The organism is Chromobacterium haemolyticum (assembly GCF_002081825.1).
GTDB lineage: Bacteria > Pseudomonadota > Gammaproteobacteria > Burkholderiales > Chromobacteriaceae > Chromobacterium > Chromobacterium fluminis.
Genome location: NZ_MUKU01000009.1, coordinates 89775 through 103486, shown reverse-complemented (window position 1 = coordinate 103486; position 13712 = coordinate 89775). Strand labels below are relative to the sequence as shown.

Below are 13712 nucleotides of genomic sequence, written 5' to 3'. Positions count from 1 at the left end.
GCCATGCTGCGCCAGGCGTTGGGACGGCTGGAACTGCCCGAGGTGCCGGTGGCTACCGTCAGCGGCCGCCTGGTGGGCGCGTCCGGTCTGCTGCTGGAAAGCGTGGGCTGTCCGCTGGAAACCGGCCAGCGCTGCGTGATCGAAACCACCGGCGGCGGCTGGCTGCAAGCCCAGGTGGTGGGCTTCAAGCGCGAAGTCTCCTATCTGATGCCGTTCAAGAAGCCGGTGGGTCTGAGCACCGGCGCGCGGGTGCTGCCGGCCGCCGACAGCGGCGGCCTGATGATAGGACCGTCCTGGCTGGGCCGCATCGTCAACGGTCTGGGCGAGCCGCTGGACGGCCTGGGCCGCCTTGGCGGCGAACAGCCGCTGGCCGCCCACCCGCCGCAAATCAATCCTTTGAAAAAACAGCCGGTGTCCGCGCCGCTGGACGTGGGCGTGCGCGCGATCAACAGCCTGCTCACCATAGGCCGCGGCCAGCGCGTCGGCCTGTTCGCCGGCTCCGGCGTCGGCAAGAGCGTGTTGCTGGGCATGATCACCCGCCATACCGAAGCCGACGTGGTGGTGGTGGGCCTGATCGGCGAGCGGGGCCGCGAAGTGCGGGAGTTCGTCGAGCACTCGCTGGGCGAAGCCGGCCTGGCCAAGGCGGTGCTGGTGGTGGCGCCGGCCGACGAGTCGCCGCTGATGAGGCTGAAGGCCACCGAATTGACCCACACCATCGCCGCCCACTTCCGCGACCAGGGGCGCAATGTGCTGCTGCTGGTGGATTCGCTGACCCGCTATGCGATGGCGCAGCGCGAAGTGGCGCTGGCGCTGGGCGAGCCGCCGGCCACCCGCGGTTATCCGCCGTCGGTGTTCGGTCTCTTGCCCTCGCTGGCGGAGAGCGCCGGCAACGGCGAGGGCGGGGTCGGCAGCATGAGCGCCATCTACACCGTGCTGGCCGAGGGCGACGACCAGCAAGACCCGGTGGTGGACACCGCGCGCGCCATTCTGGACGGCCACATCGTGCTGTCGCGCGAACTGGCCGAGCGCGGTCACTATCCGGCCATCGACATCGGCCGTTCGGTCAGCCGCTGCATGAGCCAGCTGACCGAGGCGGAACACGCGGAGGCGGCGCGCGGCGCGCGCGGCGCCTGGTCCCGTTATCAGGAAGTGCGCAGCCTGATCCCCTTGGGCGGCTATGTCGCCGGCGCCGACGCCGACACCGACCGCGCGGTGCGGCTGATGCCCCGGCTGGAGGCTTTCCTGCGCCAGGGCGCGACCGAGGCCGCGAGTTATGAAGACAGCCGGAACGGTTTGATGGAGATGATAGCGACATGAACCAGCCCGAAGACGTGCGCCGCCTGGGCCTGATGGTCCAATTGCGGCAGCAGGACGTGGACCGCCTGCAAAGCGAGGTGGAAGGCAAGCGTCAGTTGCAGGAGCGCTACCGCCGCAACATCCTGCGCATGGGCGAGCTGTGTGGCCAGAGCGGCGCCAGCGCCGATGCCGGCCACCCGGCTTTGGCGCGCAACTGCGCCGACTACAAGGGCGCGCTGCTGGGCCTGATGGCCTCGCAGCAGCAGGATCTGCAACTGGCCGAGGCGGACGCCGCGGTCAGCCAGCGCGCGCTGCTGCAAGCCAGTCTGCGCCGCGAGGTGATGGTCCAGGTGCGCGATCAGGCGGCGGAAAGCCTGCTGCGTCTGCGGCTGAAGAAAGAACAGAAACAAACTGATGAACTGGCCGGGCAAGCCTGGCTGCGCGGAGCGTGATTATTCACGGCGGCTCAAGAAAAGCCGGACGGCGGTCGCACTGAACAGTCACTACCATCCATCTTCCGCCCGGACGCCGATCCGGTCCGCGCACAGCGAAAGGATTCCAAATGGCTATCGATTTCAGCAAGACCCCGCCCTCGGCGCTGGCCCAAAACGCCGCCAGCCTGTACCTGCAAGACGCCCAGAACCAACTGGACAACCAGAGTAAGGCGGCGCAGGCGCGCGGCGACGCGCTGAACAAGCTGCAAAAAACCTTGCAAGACTATCGCAGCGCGCTGTCCGGCATCACCACCAAGAAAAGCCTGGTGGCGATGAGCGCCAGCATCAGCCAGGAAGGCTTCGGCAGCGTCAGCGCCAAGGGCAACGCCCAGCCGGGCAACTACTCGCTGTTCATCGAACAAGTGGCCACCGCCCACCAGCTGTCCTTTGGCAGCCTGTCCGGCGCCAAGGCCCAGGCCGGCGATAAGATCACCATCCGCCAGGGCAGCGACAGCTTTGAAGTGGACCTGAGCAGCGCGGACCGCGACGGCGACGGCAATCTGTCTCCGTCGGAGCTGGCTTTGGCCATCAACCGCGCCAGCGGCAACAGCGGCAAGGTCAACGCCATGGTGTTGAACAACGGCGGCACCAGCCAGCTGGTGATGTCTTCCGGCAAGACCGGCGAGAGCGGCGTCGTCACGCTGGACCTGAGCCAAGTCAGCGACGCCGGCCTCAAGACCGGTCTTGCCAGCCCCAAAGAGCTGACCAAGGGTCAGGACGCCATCGTCTGGCTGGGCAATAAGGACACCGGCGTGCAAATGAAGCAGGCGTCCAACACCTTCGAAAGCATAGACGGCGTCAACCTGACCATCAGCAAGGCGATGAAGCCGGGCGACACCCCCTTGCAGCTGTCGGTGTCGCGCAACGAGGCCGACACCGTGAGCAATGTGCAAGGCTTCGTCGACAGCTACAACAAGCTGGCCAGCGCCATCTCCGACCTGTCCGCGCCGGGCAAGGAAGGCAAGACCGGCGGCCCCTTCGCCAGCGACTCCGGCATCCGCAGTCTGAAAGACGGCATCAACGGTCTGCTGCGCCAGTCCTACGACGGCATCACTTTGAACCAGCTGGGCATCAAGGCCAACCGCGACGGCAGCTTGAGCCTGGACAGCAAGAAGCTGAACGACACCCTGAAGGACAAGCCGGACGCGCTGGATCGTTTCGTCAACGGCGACAACAAGAACGGCGTGGTCAAGCAAAGCAGCGACTACCTGGACAAATGGCTGAACGGCAGCAGCGGCCTGCTCAAGCTGCGCAAGGATTCCGAATCCCGCATCCAGAAAGATCTGGATAGCCGCCAGGTGCGGCTGAAGACCCAGTACGACCAGAGCTACAAGCGTTACCTGACGCAGTTCACCCAGCTGCAGAAGATGCAGGAAGACATGCAGAAGACTCTGGGCATGCTTTCCTTCTGAATCCGTCCCGGATTTGCTTGGCCGCATTGAATTCGGCGGGAGGAACGACCTCCCGCCTATTGATTAGAACAGGAGCACGACAACGTGGATTACGACGCCTACCGCAGCTATCACGCGGTCAATCTGGAAGCGCAGACCCACTCCGCCTCGCCGGTGCAGTTGGTGCTGGTGCTGTTCGACGGCCTGCTGGAAGAAATGGCGCGCGCGCGCGGCCATCTGGAAAACCAGCGCTACGAGCAAAAGGGCGAGAGCATCAGCAAGTGCATCAATATCCTCAACGGCCTGTCCAGCGCGCTGGACTTCGACACCGGCGGCGAGGTGGTTACCAATCTGGCGCGGCTCTACGACTACTGCGCCTACCGGCTCTACCACGCCAGCGTCAATCTGGACGTGGCGGCGCTGGACGAGGCCGAACAGCTGCTGATCAAGCTTAAGGGCGGCTGGATAGGCGTGCGGGACCAGCATGAAGCCGCCTGAGCCGGCCGCGCTGGAAGCCGCCATCCGCCGCGCCTGCGCCGAGCGCGACTGGGAACGCCTGGCCGCGCTGGACCAACTCTTGGCGGAACTGCTGCGCACCCAGCCTCAGGCGCTGGACGCCGCCGCGCGCGCCGCCTTGCGCGCCGTCTACCGCGACGCGCTGGAAGTTTGCCGCGCCGACTCCGCGGAACTGCAAGAAAAAATCGCCGCGCTGAGCCATCAGCGCGAAGCGCAAATCGCCTACGCCGAAGTCAGCGACTGGAATCAAGCATGAACGTATCCTTGCCCCCCAATCTTCTCGCCGGCGGCGCGTCAACGCCCGCCGACGCCGCGCCGGCCGATCCCTTGCTGGACCCGAACGCGGCGGCGCCGGATGCCGGCGGCGATTTCGCCAGCGCCTTGCTGGCCAGCCTGATGGACGGGCAGAACGCCGCGCCGACAGTCGCAACCGACGCCGAAGCCCCCGCGGGCGACGAAGCCAAGGCCGAAACGCCGGCCGCGCAGCCCGGCGTCCCCGTCGCGCAGCCTCTGCCGCTGATGCCGGTTGCGCCGCAGCCGCCGGTCCTTGCGTCTCAGGCCGGCGCGCTGGCGCAAGCCGGCGTGGACGCGGCCGCGCGCGTCGCCACGGCGGCGACGCCACGTCAAAACGCCGAGGCGGCGATGCCGTCGGACGCCTTGTCCGCCGCGATCAACACCCTGGCGCCGCTGCCGGCCAAGCCTGCCGCGGCCGGCGAGACCCAGGCCGGCCGCGAACTCCCGGCGCAGGCGCAGCCCGCCTCGCCGCTATTGGCCGCCATTGCGCCGCAGCCGCAGGACAAGGCCGGCGCGCCGCTGCCGGAGTGGGCGCCGATCCAGCTGCCGGCGGAGCAGCCGGCCAAGTGGGGCGACAAACTCAGCGCCGCGCTGGGCGAACGTCTGCAAGTGCAAAGCAGCCACGGCATGGACCGCGCGCTGATCCGCCTGGACCCGCCGTCTCTGGGCTCTCTGGAAATCTCCATCCGCCACGAAGCCGGCGCACTGCAAGTGCAGTTGACCGCCTCGCACGGTGAAGTGGTGCGGCAGCTGCAAGCCATAGGCGACGCGCTGCGCCAGGACCTGTCCAATCGCCAATACACGCAGGTGGCGGTGGAAGTGCGCGAAGGCGCGCCGGGGCAGGGCGGCCACGGTCAGCAGCGTCAGGAACGCCAGGGGCAACAGCAGCCGCAACGCGCGCCGGGGCGGGCGCTGGCGGAAGCGGGGCAGGGTGATGGACAAGGCTTCTGGCTGGGCCAGGGCTGAGCAGCGGAAGCACAAGAATGAACCGAAACATCGTAGTGATTTTGATCGTGGCCATCGTGGTGGCGCTGGCCGCGGGCGGCGGCGCCTGGTGGTGGCTGAGTTCGCATGCGCCGCAGGCCGCGGAAGCGCCCAAGCCGGCGGCGGCGCTGGACGCGCGCTTCGTCAGCATGGACAAGGTGATCGTGATGCTGCGCGGCGGCGAATCCGCCACCCGCTTCATGGCGGTGGACCTGGTGTTCCGCAGCAATGAAAAGCAGGAGGCGGAGGTCAAGGCCCAACTGCCCTTTCTGAAGAGCATCGCCGTACGAGCGTTGTCGGAGCTGCCGGCGGACAAGGCGCTGGCGATGAGCATAGACGATTACCAGCGCTTGTTGGCCAAGGCCTATGCCGGCGGTTTCCTGCGCGAGCGACGCGACGCGCCGTTCAGCGAGGTGATGGTTAGCAAGTTGATCATCGAGTAAGCCCTATGTACGCCTGTTACGACGAGGCCCCGGCCAGCGCCGGCGGCGAAGCCGAGGCGCTGCGCCAGTACGCCCACCTGGTCAAGCGAGTGGCGCGTCAGCTGTCATCCCAGGCCGGCGGCGTGTTTGATCGGGAGGACATGGAGCAGGTGGGGCTGATGGCCTTGCTGGAGAGCCTGCGCCGCTATGGCGAGCCGGACGACAAGTTCGCCGGCTTCGCCATTTTGCGCATCCGCGGCGCCATTCTCGACGAACTGCGCCGGCTGGACTGGCGGCCGCGCTCGGTGCGACAGGAAGCGCACCGCGTGCGCGACGGCCTGCGCCTGCTCAGCCGCAAGCTGGGGCGCGAACCCAGCGAGACGGAGGCGATGCAGCTGCTGGGACTCAGCGCCGAGGCCTATCAGGAAGCGCTGCTGGCGGACAACGCCGAAGCGCTGTCCAGCTTCGACGAACTGATGGCCCAGGGGCTGGAGCCGGCGGCGGAAGACAATCCTGAACAGCGGCTGGCGCTGAAAAGCGCGTTGACCGTGGCCTTGCAGGCGCTTAACCCGCGCGAGCAGCAAGTGATCCAACTGTATTACGAATTTGAACTGAGCCTCAAGGAGATCGCGGCGGTGCTGGCGCTGACCGAAGCCCGCGTCTGCCAGATCAACAAGAGCGCTCTCAAAAAAATGCAGGCTCGCCTACAAGCGGCCTGAGTCCGAGGAAAGAAAACATGCAGCAATTATTCGGCATTCTGATCGTGCTGGTTTGTGTCTTTGGCGGCTTCATGCTGCATGGCGGCATCATGTCGGTGATCTGGCAGCCGGTGGAGCTGCTGATCATTTGCGGCGCCGCCGTCGGCGCCATCGTGCTGGGCAACCCGCAGCACGTGCTCACGGAAATGGGGGGCCAGATCAAGCGCGTCGGCATGCGCAAGAAGTACGACGCGGAATTCCAGCGCCAGCTGCTGCTGCTGATGTACGAACTGCTGATTACCGCCAGCCAGGGCCTGAAGGCGCTGGACGAACACGTGGAGGCCCCGCGTCAAAGCCCCTTGTTCAACCGCTACCCGCTGGTGCTGGAAGAACCCAAGCTGCTGGCCTTCATCGTGGACAATTTCCGCTTGATGGCCATGGGCAAGATCAGCGCCCATGAATTGGAGGGCGTGCTGGATCAGGAACTGGACGCGATTCATGAAGAACTGAACCAGCCGTCCAAGTCGCTGCACAAGATCGCCGAGGCGATGCCGGGCTTCGGCATCCTGGCCGCGGTGCTGGGCATCGTGATGGCGATGAACAGCGTCAGCCAGGGCGCCACCGCGGGCGAGATCAGCGAAAAAGTGGCCGCCGCCATGGTGGGCACCTTCATCGGCATCTTCTTCTGCTACGGCGTGCTGGACCCGCTGTCCAATATGATGCACCAGCTGGTCAAACAGGAGCTGTCCAACTACGAATCGGTGAAAGTGGTGCTGACCACCCACGTATCCGGCAAGCCGCCGCTGCTGGCCATCGACGCCGGCCGCCGCCTGGTGCAACTGAACACCAAGCCCAGCTTCTCTCAGCTGGAAACCTGGATCAACGCGCTGGAAGGCGTGAACTAATCGGATGGCGGGCATGGCGAATAAACCCAATCGCGAGCATGAAGCCGCGGTGATCAAGAAGGTGTCGCGCCGCCAGGATTCCGAAGGGCACGGCGGCGCCTGGAAAGTGGCGTTCGCCGACTTCGTGCTGGCGCTGATGTGTTTGTTCCTGGTGTTGTGGGTGCTGGCCGCGCGCGATCAGGAAAACCTGCAGCAATTGCTGACCGCGGGCGGCGGCAGCCCGCTGAAGGCCGGCGGCTCGCGCAGCATTGAACACACCGGCACCCCGCCGGGCAGCCTGATCCCGCGCGATCCGATTCCGGGCCAGCCCACCACCACCACCAAGGCGGACTCCATGCTGCAGGAGAGCAACAAGGTGGCCAAAAAGACCTTCGACGGCCAAGGTCAGCGCAGCCTGGACAGCGTGGCGGACCTGGAAAAGCTGGCCGGCTTGCTGGCCAAAATGAGCCAGGACGCCGGCTTGGCAAGCAATCTGCAGACCGTGGTCACGCCTTACGGCTTGCGGGTGATGCTGCACGATACCGACAACCAGGGCATGTTCGAGCGCGGCAGCGCCATCGTAGAGCCGCGCTTCAAGCGGCTGCTGCATGAAATGGGCGATATGTTCAGCCATATCGACAATCAATTGCTGATTGTCGGACATACGGACGCCGCGCAATACCGCACCGCCGGCTTCGGTTCGTTTTCGAACTGGGGCTTGTCCAGCAACCGCGCGATGGCGGCGCGGCTGCACTTGCTGGAAGGCGGCATGAACGCCGCGGGCATCCTGCAAGTGGTGGGCATGGCGGACCGGGCGCCGCTGGACGCCGCGCATCCCTTGGCCGCTTACAACCGCCGCATCGAGCTTTTGGTGATGACCAGCAAGCAAGCGCAGGCGGTGGTGGCCATGTTCGGGCCGCCGGGGCAGAGCGGCAATCGCGAGACCAGTGTTGTAAGTTCGCCACTACAGAAATCCGATCTGGATAGCGCGCTGCAAGATGGCCTAACTACCCGATGAACTTTTATTTTTTTGGGTTCGAAACAAAAGCCTGATTCGTTTCAGGCTTTTTTTATGTGTGTTTTTTCACACTTTTGTTAACCGCTAATATTATAATCCGCACCTGATTAATAAAAATCCGAGCGAAAGACTCGGATGATGTTGACAAAAAAAGACGCCAAAAGGCGGCAAACATCTGCGGGAAAGTCGATTCAATCGCAAGACTATCGGGGACGACGTGGTCATGAATGAAAACCACAATATCAAAGCCTTGTTAAGAGGCACACATTTGTTCGGACATCTGGACAATGACAAGCTGGACAAAGCGCTGGAGCTGGCCGAAAGCCGCCGCTTGAGCAAGGGCGAGGTGCTGTACAACGAAGGCGACAGCGCCAACGAGGTCTACCTGCTGGCCAGCGGCTGCATGCAAGTCTTTGTTTCGGATGGGCTCAGCAAAAAATATATTCTGCAAATCTGCGCCTCCGGCGAGCTGATCGGCATGGTCGGCTTCATCGACAGCGGCGAGCGCAGTTCCAATTGCGCGGCGGACGAGGACAGCCACTTGCTGGTGTTTAGCCGCGACAGCCTGATGCAGCTTTTCGATACCGAAGACGGCCTGCCGCACAGCCCGGAGGCCCGCACCCGCATCATGTGCCATCTGGTGCAAGTGGTGCGCCGCATGTCCAACAAGGCCAAGAACCTGGCGCTGATGGACGTGTACGGCCGCGTGCGCATCCTGATCAATCAAATGCTGGAAGAGCAGGACGGCGATGAGATGGTGCTGAAAAAGCAGCTGACCCAGCAGGAAATCGCGGACCAGATCGGCTCCTCCCGCGAGATGGTGGCGCGCATCCTGAAGGAACTGGTGTTTGGCCGATATATCCGTCTGGAAAACCGGCGCATTGTCGTTCTGAAAATGTTACCGGTAAATTTTTAAGTTTTTTTCCAGACTGTCGCCTTGAAGGGGTGAGGGCGGGCCGCAAAGCCCGCTCCGAGCGGCCGCGCAACGCGGCATCAAGCGCCCCAGCCGCTCGCACAGCCAACCCAGACGGATTTCAAACTATGCAAATCAACTCGACCTCGTCGCAACGCCGCGAACTGGCGGTCGGCGGCCAGAGCGCCGCCGCGGAAACGCCGGCCCGCGCGCCCGCGTCCGTCGCCGCGCCCGCCGCGAGCCAGGACATGGCGCCGGCGGTGGCGGAGCTGCGCGCGCTGCCGGACATCGACATGAAACGGGTGGAAGAAGTGCGTGCCGCGCTAGCGCGCGGCGAAGTGCGCTTCGACGCCGCCCGGCTGGCCGACCTGGTGGAGCAATATCACCGGAGCCGCTGAATGAATCGCGAGCAAGCCTTCAAACAACTGCTGGCCACTGTGGGGCAGGACCTACAAGGCTATGGCCGCTTGGAGCAACTGCTGGAACAGCAGTTCGCCGCCGCGCTGGCGCACCAGGCCGACGAACTGCGGCAATTGGGTTCGGACATCGTCGCCCAGTGCGACGCCTTGCAGCTCAGCCGCGACCAGCGGCTGCAACTGGCCGGCCAATTGCTGGGCGCGGGCCGCGCCGCCTCTATGGACGCGGTGCTCAAGCTCTTGCCCGCCGCCGCGGAGCAAGCCTGCCGTCAGCGTTGGAATGCGCTGGTGGAGCAAATCCGCCTGTGCCAGACCCTGAACCTGCGCAACGGCCAACTACTGCAACAGCAGCAGGACCTGATGAACCGCGTGCTGAATGGAGACAGCGATGTTTACTGTGCGCAATGACATCGGCGCCGGGCCGGACTTCGGCGCCGACACCGTCGCTTTGCCGCTGATGGGCCAGGGCGGCGGGGACGGCGAGCGTTTCGCCGACCAATGGAGCGGCCAGCTGCGCAGCGAGGTGCGCGACTTCATCGAGAACGGTTCGGATAGCTGGGCCAGTCTGTCGCCGGAAGGCGCCTGGGCGCGTCAGCGGGTCCAGGACGCCACGCTGGGCGGCAGCATGCCCTACGGCGCGGATCAGCAAGCCTTTCTCGACAGCATCGCGCCTTACGCGCAACAAGCCGCCGCCAAGCTGGGCGTGGCGCCGGAGCTGGTGTCCGCGCATGCGGCGCTGGAGTCCGGCTGGGGTCAGCGTCCGCTGACCCGCGCCGACGGCGGCAGCAATCACAATCTGTTCGGCATCAAGGCCGGCATGGGCTGGCAGGGCGAAGTCACACGTGCCTTGACCACCGAGCATGTGGACGGCCGCGATGTGAAGCGGACTGAAAACTTCCGCGCGTATTCCGGCCTGCAGGACGCTTTCGCCGATTACGCGCAGTTGTTGGCCGGCAACCCGCGTTACCGCGGCGCGCTGGGCGTGGGCGGTAACGCCCAGGCTTTCGCTCAGGCGCTGGCCCAGGGCGGCTACGCCACGGATCCGGGCTATGCGGACAAGCTGCGGAAAGTGGCCGAGGGCATTCAGGCGCGCAAACAGCCCTGAGCGCGGACTCACGTAACAAAAACCCCTGAAGGCGCTGGCTGCTTCAGGGGTTTTTTATATTTGCCGGACGTGACTGGTTTCGTTGCAAATAGAGACCACTGATGATGTTTAATACCAATTCAATGCCAGTTTGAATTTCTGTATTGACTCCAAACGATTGTTTGAATTAAGGCGTTCAGGGCTGGCGGATTAAACGCCCTATTATCAAAGCGGTCTGGACTAGAGTATTTATGCCTAAATAAAAAAATCCAAACCAGTAATATTAAAGCCGCCGACCATGTTTGCCGGAGCGGCCCAAAAGCCTAAAGACCCAGCCCAAGGCGGGCGCGGTGACGGCGGGTTCAACAGCGGTTTGGGGTCTTGGAGCCCAGGCTTTGCGGCCGCGGAGACGGCTCAGAGGGCCGAAGCGGTGCTCGCCGCGCCGTCAGGAAGCGCGGCAGGCATTGAACAGGTTCTATGGTATCGCCGCAGCGCAGCAGGTCGTAAACAGGTTCTAAGGGGAGGGCGGGCCTTTCAGCTCCACGACATTGCCCTCAGGGTCCTGCAAGTACAAGGAGGGGCCGTCGCCCTCGGCGCCGTAGCGCTGGGCGGTTTCCCCGGCGCTGAGGCCGTGGCTTGCGAGGTGGGCGCGTATCGCCTCCTCGTCGAAAGGCTCGACGCGGAAGCAGAAGTGATCCAGATTGCGGCCTTCCGCGGACGGCGCGCGGCCGCCTTCCCGGCCCAGAGGCCCGTCCACCGGCACTAGGTCCAGCAGCGAATGACCGGCGCGCAGTTGCACCAGCCCCAAGTCCTCGCGTCGACGCTCCACGGTGCAGCCCAATACCTCGCCGTAAAAACGCTCCATCTTGGCCAGGTTGCTGACCCGCAGCACGATATGATCAATTTCCCGAATGGAGATCATGACAATTCCTTAGTTGAACGGCATTTCATTTCGTATTTGTCATGATTTGTCTGGCGAGCGGATTTGCAAGCGGATGCCGAAATTGTATTTCTCAATGCCGGCGATAGTTTTGAAACCTGTCAGGACGGGGTGGCGCTCGCCGGCCGCAAGCCCGGCCCGAAGGGCAGCAACAAAAGCGCGCCGGCCAGGGTCAAGAGCCCGGTTGCGGCACAGAACCAGGCGATGGGCCTAGGCTCGCTGCTCAGGCCCAGCAGCAGGGAAGCCGAAAAAATGCCCAGGTTCAACAAGCTGGCGTGATAGGAATTGAGGGTGCCGCGATAGCGTTCGGACAGGGTGCTGAGGCGCGCGTGGTGCAAGGGACCGGCGCAGCCGTAGCCGAAGGCCCAAAGACAGCCGGCCAGCGCCAGTTGCCACAGAGCGGTCAGCGGCAGCAGGAAGGACAAGATGCCCAGCGCCGCCGCCAGCGCCGCCGCCGGCAAGGCCGCCTCGCCCAGCCGCCGTTGCAGCGGCGGCCCGCACAGATTGCCCAGCACAACCACCAGGCCGAAACCGCCGGCGAGCAGACCGCCGCCGGTGGAACTGAGCGTGAGCTTGCGCGCGGCCACCTCGGCCACGACGGCGCCGAAGCCTGCCACCCAGCCCAGCCACAGATAGCTGACGCACAGGCGCCGCCGCGCGCCGGGCGTGCGCCAGGCGCCGGTCAACGTGGCCAGGAAGCCGCTGTCCGCCGTCAGGCGGCCGCCGTCGGCGCGGAACAGCCGCCGCACCGCGGCCCAGGCCAGCAGGCCTGCCGCCGCCAGCGCGTAATAACTGGCCTGCCAGCCCGCGGTGTCCGCCAGCCTCCCGGCCAGCGCCGGCGTCAGCACAAAGGCCAGCATCAAGCCGATGAAGACCTGACCCAGCCTTTGACCCAGCTGGGCGCGAGGGGCCAAGTCTGCCACCAGCGCCAGCGCGTTGGGCTGGATCACCGCCGCGCAAAGGCCGCTCAGCGCGGATAGCGCGACGGCCGCGTTCAGGTTGGGCGCCGCGGGCAGCAGCGCGCAGCACAAGGCGAAGCCGAGCAGGCCCAGCTGCAACGGCGGTTTGCGGCCGAAGCGGTCGGACAAGGGGCCGGCCAGCAGCGCGAACACGCCGTAGCACAGGCCGTAAGCGGCGGGCAGATAGGCGATGGCGCTGGAAGGCACGCCAAAATGGCGGCCCATCAAGGCCATCATCGGACCGGCCGCCACTTCGGCCGAGCCGATGATGAACATGCAGCAGAACAAGGCGCCCAGTTGTGGGCGGCTTATTCCGCCCATGCGCATCCAGAAGAATCAGAAGAAATGGATCTCAAGCCGGATATCCTCGATGTGTTGCCAATCTATGCCGTCCCGGCGGTAGGCGTCCGGATCGTAGACGCCGTCATCGTAAGCGTCGTCGGGATCAATGGACAAGCCGGCGCAAATATAGCGGCGCAGATAGTCGTGGTCGCTGGGCACGATGGCGGCCTTGCCGCCGCTCGACACATCAAGAATATAGTTGATGTCGCCCACCTGATAGCGCTGAATCAGCGCCGCCGCCTGGCCGAAGCCGATGTCGGCCAGCAGATCGGCGGCAAAACGGTTGGCGCCCACTTCGAAGGACACCCGGTCCTTGCGCTTCTGCGCCGTCATCGGCGGCGGCTGATCCAGGCCGCTGCCCTGGCCGGCGGTTTCGTAATAGTGCAGCGCCGTCTGCACCCCGCGCAGATCGTAAATATAGTCATAACGCTCGATGTTCTTGCGCCTGGCCGCGCAGATGAAAAAATAATGCCCCAGGCTGTGCAGAATCATGAAGGCGCGGGAAGCCGGCGACACCCCGCGCGCAAAGCGGATATCGCGTCCCTTGATGATGGTTTTGATATTGAAGGGATGCGCGTCGGTTTCGGAATACTCCAACTGATACAGTTGTCGCAACTTGGCTTGCAGCCGTTGCAATTCCTGGGCAGACATCATGGCCAGCACTTTTTCGATCTGAGCGTCGGTGTCTTCGACGATAGGGTCGTCCAGCACGGCTTGATCTAGATTCATGGCGAGACTCCTTCCAAGTTAGGGTCAATCAAAGAGCGAGCTGGACCGCCGCTCGGCCCGTGGGCGCGGCGGCTTGTTGATATGGAGCGGGCATGAGGGCGGATGGCCGCCGCGGCGGCAGTCTTGAAACAGGCAATGGGATGCTTCTGCGGCGGCTGAGCGCTTGTCTTTCCGTATTATGGCCAAGCCCGGCGGAGAAGGCGCCGGCCTAAAGACTAGCTTTCACGCCAGGAGAGCGAGACAAGGCGAAGACAGCTGAGAACGCGGAATGTACATAGTACATGAGTATTTCGAAGGGGTTTTCAATGCCGTATCGCTGACGCGCAGTAGAT

The 13712-nt window shown here is 64.5% G+C and carries 17 protein-coding genes; 14 read left to right on the top strand and 3 right to left on the bottom strand.

The annotated features are described in order from the left end of the window. Positions 1–3 precede the first annotated feature (3 nt). The 14 genes from fliI (at position 4) to B0T39_RS08805 (ending at position 10431) form a co-directional block, all read left to right on the top strand. Entirely contained in the window at positions 4–1317 is a 1314-nt protein-coding gene (gene fliI, locus B0T39_RS08870) for a flagellar protein export ATPase FliI (protein WP_081545794.1), read from the top strand. Next, positions 1314–1748, top strand: a complete 435-nt coding sequence (fliJ, locus tag B0T39_RS08865; RefSeq protein ID WP_043590291.1) for a flagellar export protein FliJ — start codon at positions 1314–1316, stop codon at positions 1746–1748. Before fliI ends, fliJ begins: the two co-directional genes overlap by 4 nt. Before the next feature lie 110 nt (positions 1749–1858). After that, positions 1859–3202, top strand: a complete 1344-nt coding sequence (gene fliD / locus B0T39_RS08860) for a flagellar filament capping protein FliD (RefSeq protein WP_081545792.1) — start codon at positions 1859–1861, stop codon at positions 3200–3202. An 84-nt stretch (positions 3203–3286) separates the two neighbouring features. Beyond that, entirely contained in the window at positions 3287–3679 is a 393-nt protein-coding gene (gene fliS / locus B0T39_RS08855) for a flagellar export chaperone FliS (protein ID WP_081545790.1), read from the top strand. Beyond that, the gene (locus B0T39_RS08850; RefSeq protein WP_081545788.1) at positions 3666–3953 is read left to right on the top strand and encodes a hypothetical protein; all 288 of its coding nucleotides are present in this window, start codon (positions 3666–3668) and stop codon (positions 3951–3953) included. Before fliS ends, B0T39_RS08850 begins: the two co-directional genes overlap by 14 nt. Beyond that, on the top strand, positions 3950–4957 hold the full coding sequence (locus B0T39_RS26380; RefSeq protein ID WP_081545786.1) for a flagellar hook-length control protein FliK: 1008 nt from the start codon (positions 3950–3952) through the stop codon (positions 4955–4957). The genes B0T39_RS08850 and B0T39_RS26380 overlap by 4 nt, the downstream gene beginning before the upstream one ends. 17 nt (positions 4958–4974) lie before the next feature. Next, on the top strand, positions 4975–5418 hold the full coding sequence (locus B0T39_RS08840; protein WP_081545784.1) for a hypothetical protein: 444 nt from the start codon (positions 4975–4977) through the stop codon (positions 5416–5418). Positions 5419–5423: 5 nt separating this feature from the next. After that, positions 5424–6116: an RNA polymerase sigma factor FliA gene (locus tag B0T39_RS08835; RefSeq protein ID WP_081545781.1), complete on the top strand. Its 693-nt coding sequence runs from the start codon at positions 5424–5426 to the stop codon at positions 6114–6116. A 17-nt stretch (positions 6117–6133) separates the two neighbouring features. Continuing rightward, a complete protein-coding gene (motA, locus tag B0T39_RS08830; protein WP_019102267.1) occupies positions 6134–7000 on the top strand; it encodes a flagellar motor stator protein MotA in 867 nt (288 codons plus the stop codon). Between the two features lie 13 nt (positions 7001–7013). Beyond that, on the top strand, positions 7014–7997 hold the full coding sequence (locus B0T39_RS08825) for a flagellar motor protein MotB (RefSeq protein WP_081545921.1): 984 nt from the start codon (positions 7014–7016) through the stop codon (positions 7995–7997). 268 nt (positions 7998–8265) lie between these two features. Further along, complete coding sequence (locus B0T39_RS08820) at positions 8266–8913, top strand: Crp/Fnr family transcriptional regulator (protein ID WP_254894520.1); 648 nt, start codon at positions 8266–8268, stop codon at positions 8911–8913. Between the two features lie 125 nt (positions 8914–9038). Beyond that, positions 9039–9308 (top strand): flagellar biosynthesis anti-sigma factor FlgM, encoded by a 270-nt coding sequence (gene flgM / locus B0T39_RS08815; protein WP_019102270.1) that lies wholly within the window; start codon positions 9039–9041, stop codon positions 9306–9308. Further along, complete coding sequence (gene flgN / locus B0T39_RS08810) at positions 9309–9734, top strand: flagellar export chaperone FlgN (protein WP_019102271.1); 426 nt, start codon at positions 9309–9311, stop codon at positions 9732–9734. Beyond that, the gene (locus B0T39_RS08805) at positions 9715–10431 is read left to right on the top strand and encodes a glucosaminidase domain-containing protein (protein ID WP_081545779.1); all 717 of its coding nucleotides are present in this window, start codon (positions 9715–9717) and stop codon (positions 10429–10431) included. Before flgN ends, B0T39_RS08805 begins: the two co-directional genes overlap by 20 nt. A gap of 493 nt (positions 10432–10924) precedes the next feature. On the opposite strand, the gene B0T39_RS08800 is transcribed toward B0T39_RS08805, so the two are convergent. The 3 genes from B0T39_RS08800 to B0T39_RS08790 form a co-directional block, all read right to left on the bottom strand. Then, complete coding sequence (locus tag B0T39_RS08800; protein ID WP_081545777.1) at positions 10925–11332, bottom strand: VOC family protein; 408 nt, start codon at positions 11330–11332, stop codon at positions 10925–10927. A gap of 119 nt (positions 11333–11451) precedes the next feature. Beyond that, entirely contained in the window at positions 11452–12630 is a 1179-nt protein-coding gene (locus B0T39_RS08795) for an MFS transporter (RefSeq protein ID WP_081545919.1), read from the bottom strand. Between the two features lie 15 nt (positions 12631–12645). After that, entirely contained in the window at positions 12646–13380 is a 735-nt protein-coding gene (locus tag B0T39_RS08790; RefSeq protein ID WP_081545775.1) for a hypothetical protein, read from the bottom strand. Between the last annotated feature and the right edge of the window lie 332 nt (positions 13381–13712).

Coding starts and splice junctions, on each gene's coding strand:
- fliI (WP_081545794.1), top strand. CDS start 4: ATGCTGCGCCAGGCGTTGGGACGGCTGGAACTGCCCGAGGTGCCGGTG.
- fliJ (WP_043590291.1), top strand. CDS start 1,314: ATGAACCAGCCCGAAGACGTGCGCCGCCTGGGCCTGATGGTCCAATTG.
- fliD (WP_081545792.1), top strand. CDS start 1,859: ATGGCTATCGATTTCAGCAAGACCCCGCCCTCGGCGCTGGCCCAAAAC.
- B0T39_RS08850 (WP_081545788.1), top strand. CDS start 3,666: ATGAAGCCGCCTGAGCCGGCCGCGCTGGAAGCCGCCATCCGCCGCGCC.
- B0T39_RS26380 (WP_081545786.1), top strand. CDS start 3,950: ATGAACGTATCCTTGCCCCCCAATCTTCTCGCCGGCGGCGCGTCAACG.
- B0T39_RS08840 (WP_081545784.1), top strand. CDS start 4,975: ATGAACCGAAACATCGTAGTGATTTTGATCGTGGCCATCGTGGTGGCG.
- B0T39_RS08835 (WP_081545781.1), top strand. CDS start 5,424: ATGTACGCCTGTTACGACGAGGCCCCGGCCAGCGCCGGCGGCGAAGCC.
- motA (WP_019102267.1), top strand. CDS start 6,134: ATGCAGCAATTATTCGGCATTCTGATCGTGCTGGTTTGTGTCTTTGGC.
- B0T39_RS08825 (WP_081545921.1), top strand. CDS start 7,014: ATGGCGAATAAACCCAATCGCGAGCATGAAGCCGCGGTGATCAAGAAG.
- flgM (WP_019102270.1), top strand. CDS start 9,039: ATGCAAATCAACTCGACCTCGTCGCAACGCCGCGAACTGGCGGTCGGC.
- flgN (WP_019102271.1), top strand. CDS start 9,309: ATGAATCGCGAGCAAGCCTTCAAACAACTGCTGGCCACTGTGGGGCAG.
- B0T39_RS08805 (WP_081545779.1), top strand. CDS start 9,715: ATGTTTACTGTGCGCAATGACATCGGCGCCGGGCCGGACTTCGGCGCC.
- B0T39_RS08800 (WP_081545777.1), bottom strand. CDS start 11,332: ATGATCTCCATTCGGGAAATTGATCATATCGTGCTGCGGGTCAGCAAC.
- B0T39_RS08795 (WP_081545919.1), bottom strand. CDS start 12,630: ATGGGCGGAATAAGCCGCCCACAACTGGGCGCCTTGTTCTGCTGCATG.
- B0T39_RS08790 (WP_081545775.1), bottom strand. CDS start 13,380: ATGAATCTAGATCAAGCCGTGCTGGACGACCCTATCGTCGAAGACACC.